3 protein-coding genes and 1 pseudogene are annotated in these 4,405 nt (G+C 63.7%); 2 read left to right on the forward strand and 2 right to left on the reverse strand.

The features are described from left to right. Window positions 1-153: 153 nt before the first annotated feature. Complete coding sequence (locus tag Q8R73_RS04320; protein WP_305718302.1) at window positions 154-516, reverse strand: DUF1304 domain-containing protein; 363 nt, start codon at window positions 514-516, stop codon at window positions 154-156. Window positions 517-651: 135 nt separating this feature from the next. On the opposite strand from Q8R73_RS04320, the gene Q8R73_RS04325 reads away from it, so the two are divergent. After that, entirely contained in the window at window positions 652-1,176 is a 525-nt protein-coding gene (locus tag Q8R73_RS04325) for a methylated-DNA--[protein]-cysteine S-methyltransferase (RefSeq protein WP_305718303.1), read from the forward strand. 66 nt (window positions 1,177-1,242) lie between these two features. Here Q8R73_RS04325 and Q8R73_RS04330 read toward each other — a convergent pair whose 3' ends face one another. Further along, on the reverse strand, window positions 1,243-4,038 hold the full coding sequence (locus Q8R73_RS04330; RefSeq protein ID WP_305718304.1) for a [protein-PII] uridylyltransferase: 2,796 nt from the start codon (window positions 4,036-4,038) through the stop codon (window positions 1,243-1,245). Window positions 4,039-4,292: 254 nt separating this feature from the next. Here Q8R73_RS04330 and Q8R73_RS04335 point away from each other — a divergent pair. Continuing rightward, window positions 4,293-4,405 (forward strand): annotated as a pseudogene (locus Q8R73_RS04335) (OsmC family peroxiredoxin); the annotation flags it as partial.

Raw genomic sequence — 4,405 nt, forward strand, 5'->3', positions numbered from 1 at the left:
AGCTGAAAAATGCCGTTCCTCATGTATCTGCTTTCCTCATCTGTTTATTGTGCCGATGGTCTTGTCCGGTTGTGGCGGACGCCAGCGCTGCCAGGATACTGAATGAACGGTTGTGGCATGGCAATACGATGCCGGCCGTCAAGGTGATCTAATTTACGCCAGCCAGAGCAGGGCGAGCGCGATCGCAGCGGGCGCCGCCTGCACGTATAATATCCGGCGGCTGACCGAGGCGGCGCCGTAGACGCCGGCGACGACTACGCAGAGCAGAAAGAATACCTTGATCTGGAACGCAAACGCCGGAGCGCCGTGCAGCAGCCCCCAGGCGAGGCCGGCGGCGAGGAATCCATTATACAAGCCCTGGTTGGCGGCCAGCACCGCGGTTTCGGCGGCTTTCTCGGGCGAGTTGCGAAAGGTCTTCAGGCCGAGCGGCTTCTGCCAGAGGAACATCTCCAGCACCAGAAAATAGACGTGCAGGACGGCGACCAGTGCCACCAGCACATTGGCGATCCAGATCATGTGCGTTCCCCAAGATAATACCAAGACACGACAGCCGGATTTCGGGTGGACGCTAGCACGGTTGCCGTAAAAGGTGAGATGGCTCCCCGCGCACCTTCCGGAGAAACTTATGACGGCCACAACCTCGACAAATCGATGAGGAAACGACCGGAGACGTTCGGCCTCGACCGGCTGCGCACGCCGATTGGAACGGCATTGCTGGTGAGCGATGCCGACGGCGTGCTCCGCGCGCTGGATTGGGAGGATCACGCGTCGCGCATGAAAGAGCTGCTCCGTCTTCAATATGGGGCCGTGGTGTTGAAGGATGCGCGGGCTGCGGCCGAAATCCGGACCGCGCTGACGGGCTATTTCAGGGGCGATCTCGATTGCCTGAATAATATCCGCTGGGACATCGCGGGGACCCCGTTCCAGCGCAGGGTCTGGAACGCGCTTCCCGGAATTCCACCCGGCCGCACCATGAGCTACGGCGCATTGGCGGCGAAAATCGGCGCGCCCGGCGCGGTGCGCGCGGTCGGCCACGCCAACGGCGCCAACCCGCTCAGCGTCGTCATACCCTGCCATCGCCTGATCGGCGCCAATGGTTCACTGATAAAGTATGGCGGTGGGCTGGAGCGCAAGCGCTGGCTGCTGGCGCACGAGGGCGTGGTGCTGCGCGATTGATATGACTGCAACGCGCCGGGACGACACGTTGCGCAGCGAGCAGTCCTCACCGAGGTTTCATCAGTTCTACGCCGCGGGCTGCGTCGCGTTCTCTTCGTTGGCGAGCAGATGGATCAGCGCGCTCTTGATCGCAGCCTGCCGCGTCGGCGCGTTGATCTGGGCGCCGAGCAGGTCGGTGACGTAGAACACGTCGCGGGCGCGCTCGCCGAAGGTCGCTACATGCGCCGAGGCGATGTTGAGATTGAGTTTCGAGATCGCCGTGGTCAGCTGGTACAGCAGGCCCGGCCGGTCGAGGCCGGACACCTCGATCACGGTGTAGCGGTCCGACCACTGGTTGTTGATGGTGACTTCCGGCTCGACCACGAAGGGGCGCGCCTTGCCGCGGCCGGCGGCACGTTTGGCGACCACTTCGGGCAGCCGCAATTTGCCTTCCAGCACGTCCTCGATCATTTCGCCGATCCGGGTCGCACGGCGTCCCTCGTCCTCGTCGCGGTCGTATTCCCGCGATATCGCAATGGTATCGAGCGCGCGGCCGTCGGTCGTGGTGTAGATCTGGGCGTCGACGATATTGGCCCCCGCCGAGGCGCAGGCGCCGGCGATGATCGACAACAGCCAGGGATGGTCGCTGGCGAAGATGGTCAGTTCGGTGACGCCTCGCGCCTCGTCGAAGCCGACATTGATCGCGAGCTTGTGTTCGGCCTGTTCGCTGGCTTTCAGGAAGCGGGCATGGCGGATCTTGCGCGCCAGTTCGACCTTGAGCCAGTAGGCCGGATAGTGCCGCGCGATATAGGCATTGAGTTCGGCTTCCGGCCATTCGCCGAACGCGGCGCGGAATTCCGATTGCGCCATCGCGATGCGCCGCGCGCGGTTTACTTCCGAGAAGCCGCCGGTCAGCACCGGTTCGGTTTCATAATACAACGTGCGCAACAGCTGCGCCTTCCAGCCGTTCCAAACCCCCGGCCCGACGCCGCGGATATCGGCGGTGGTCAGGATGGTCAGGAGCTTCATCTGCTCGACCGACTGCACCACGGCGGCGAAATTCTCGATGGTCTTGCGGTCGGAGAGGTCGCGCGACTGCGCCACCGTGGACATCGTCAGATGCTGCTCGATCAGCCAGGCGATCAGTTCGGTATCTGCGGGGCTGAAGCCGAGCCGCGGGCACAGCCGCCGCGCCACCTTGGCGCCGGCGATCGAATGATCCTCGGGCCGGCCCTTGGCGATGTCGTGCAGCAGGGTGGTGATGTAGATCACCGCGCGGTGCTCGGGCTGGATCTTGCGCATCAGGTCGCTGGCGACGGTGAACTCGTCGTTGCCGCCGCGCTCGATGTCCTGGAGGTAGCCGACGCAGCGCAGCAGGTGCTCGTCGACCGTGTAGTGGTGATACATGTTGAACTGCATCATCGACACGATCTTGCCGAAGGCGCGGATGAAATGACCGAGCACGCCGGTCTCGTTCATGCGACGCAGCACGATTTCCGCGTCGTTCGACGTCAGGATCTCCATGAACAGCCGGTTGGCTTCGGGGTTTTCGCGCAGCTGGGTGTTGATCAGCTTCAGCGACCGCGTCACCGTGCGCATCGCGTCCGGATGAAAGGCGAGGTTGTTCTTCTGCGCCAGCCGGAAGATCCGGATCAGGTTGACCGGGTCCTGCTTGAACACGTCGGGCGCGGCGAGATTGATGCGGTTGTGGTCGATGATGAAATCGTCGCTGTCGGGCACCCGGCGGCGGTTGTTGGAAGGCCTTAGGCGCGCCATCATCCGGCTCAGCACCGGCGCCGGCTTGGCCTGCTGGTCTTCCAGCTTGGCGCACAGGATCGCGGTAAGGTCGCCGACATCCTTGGCGACCAGGAAATAGTGCTTCATGAAGCGTTCGACATCCTGCATGCCGGGATGGGAAGTATAGCCCAGACGGATCGCGATCTCGCGCTGCATGTCGAACGACAGCCGCTCCTCGGCGCGGCCCGAGAAGAAATGGATGTTGCAGCGGACCGACCACAGGAAATCGGCGCAGCGGCGGAAGGTGCGGTATTCCTGCGCGTCGAACACGCCGTGTTCCAGCAGCTCGTCGGCCTCGCGCACGCGGTAGACGTATTTGGCGATCCAGAACAGCGTGTGCAGGTCGCGCAGGCCGCCCTTGCCGTCCTTGACGTTGGGCTCGACCAGATAGCGCGACTGCCCGGCGCGGCGGTGCCGCTCCTCGCGCTCGGCGAGCTTGGCGGTGACGAATTCGGCCGCGGTGCCCTGCACCACTTCCTTGTCGAAGCGCTCGACCAGTTCGTCGTAGAGCGGCTGGTCGCCGGTCAGGAAGCGGGTCTCGAGGATCGCGGTGCGGATCGTCATGTCTCCGCGCGCCTGCCGGATCGATTCATCGACCGAGCGGGTGGCGTGGCCGACCTTCAGCCCCATGTCCCACAGGCAATACAGGATCGCCTCGGCCACCTGCTCGCCCCAGGCGGTCTGCTTGTAGGGCAGGATGAACAAGAGATCGATGTCGGATTCCGGCGCCATCAGCCCGCGGCCATAGCCGCCGGTGGCGACCACTGCCATGCGCTCGGCGCCGGAAGGCACCGGCGAACGATAGAGATGGCGGGTGGCGGCCGAATACAGGATGCGAATGATCTCGTCCTGCACGAAGCACAGCCGCTCGGCGCAGCGCCGCCCGTGCCGGTCCTTCAGCAGCACTGCCTGCGCCACCGCGCGGGCCTCGATCATTTCCGCTTTGAGCAACTGCGCCATCGCGGCGCGAAAAACATCCTCGCGGCCGGCATGAGTGGCGGCGAGCGCGTCCACCGCCGCGGTGATCCGCGGGGTATCGAAACGGTCGTCAATGCCGGGGCGGGGCTGGGTCACGAGGTTGTCCATATCCTAACCCGAATATCGGACGGCGCCGGTGCTGTCACGGGCGATTCCCGCCGGATAACAACAGGCCCGTGCGGCGTTCCCCCAAGCTTGAATAAATCCGCTCTCTACACGATAGGCCGGTGGTATGTATTCTTGCTTCGATATCTCAGTCAACTGGTTGAAAATGTGGGTGTTTTTGATAGTTCGATGAATTTTCCGCGCTGGCGGAGAATGGTGACATCCGTGCGCTGACCCGGTACATCCAGTTCGCGATAATCCCCGGGAGAGAAAAAATGGACGCCGCCGAACTCCGCGCCACCCAGGCCCCGCTCAAGGAGCGCTACAGGTCTGATCCCGAGACAGCGATGATCAAGCTGACCGCCAGGGG

The organism is Bradyrhizobium sp. (assembly GCF_030697065.1).
GTDB lineage: Bacteria > Pseudomonadota > Alphaproteobacteria > Rhizobiales > Xanthobacteraceae > Bradyrhizobium.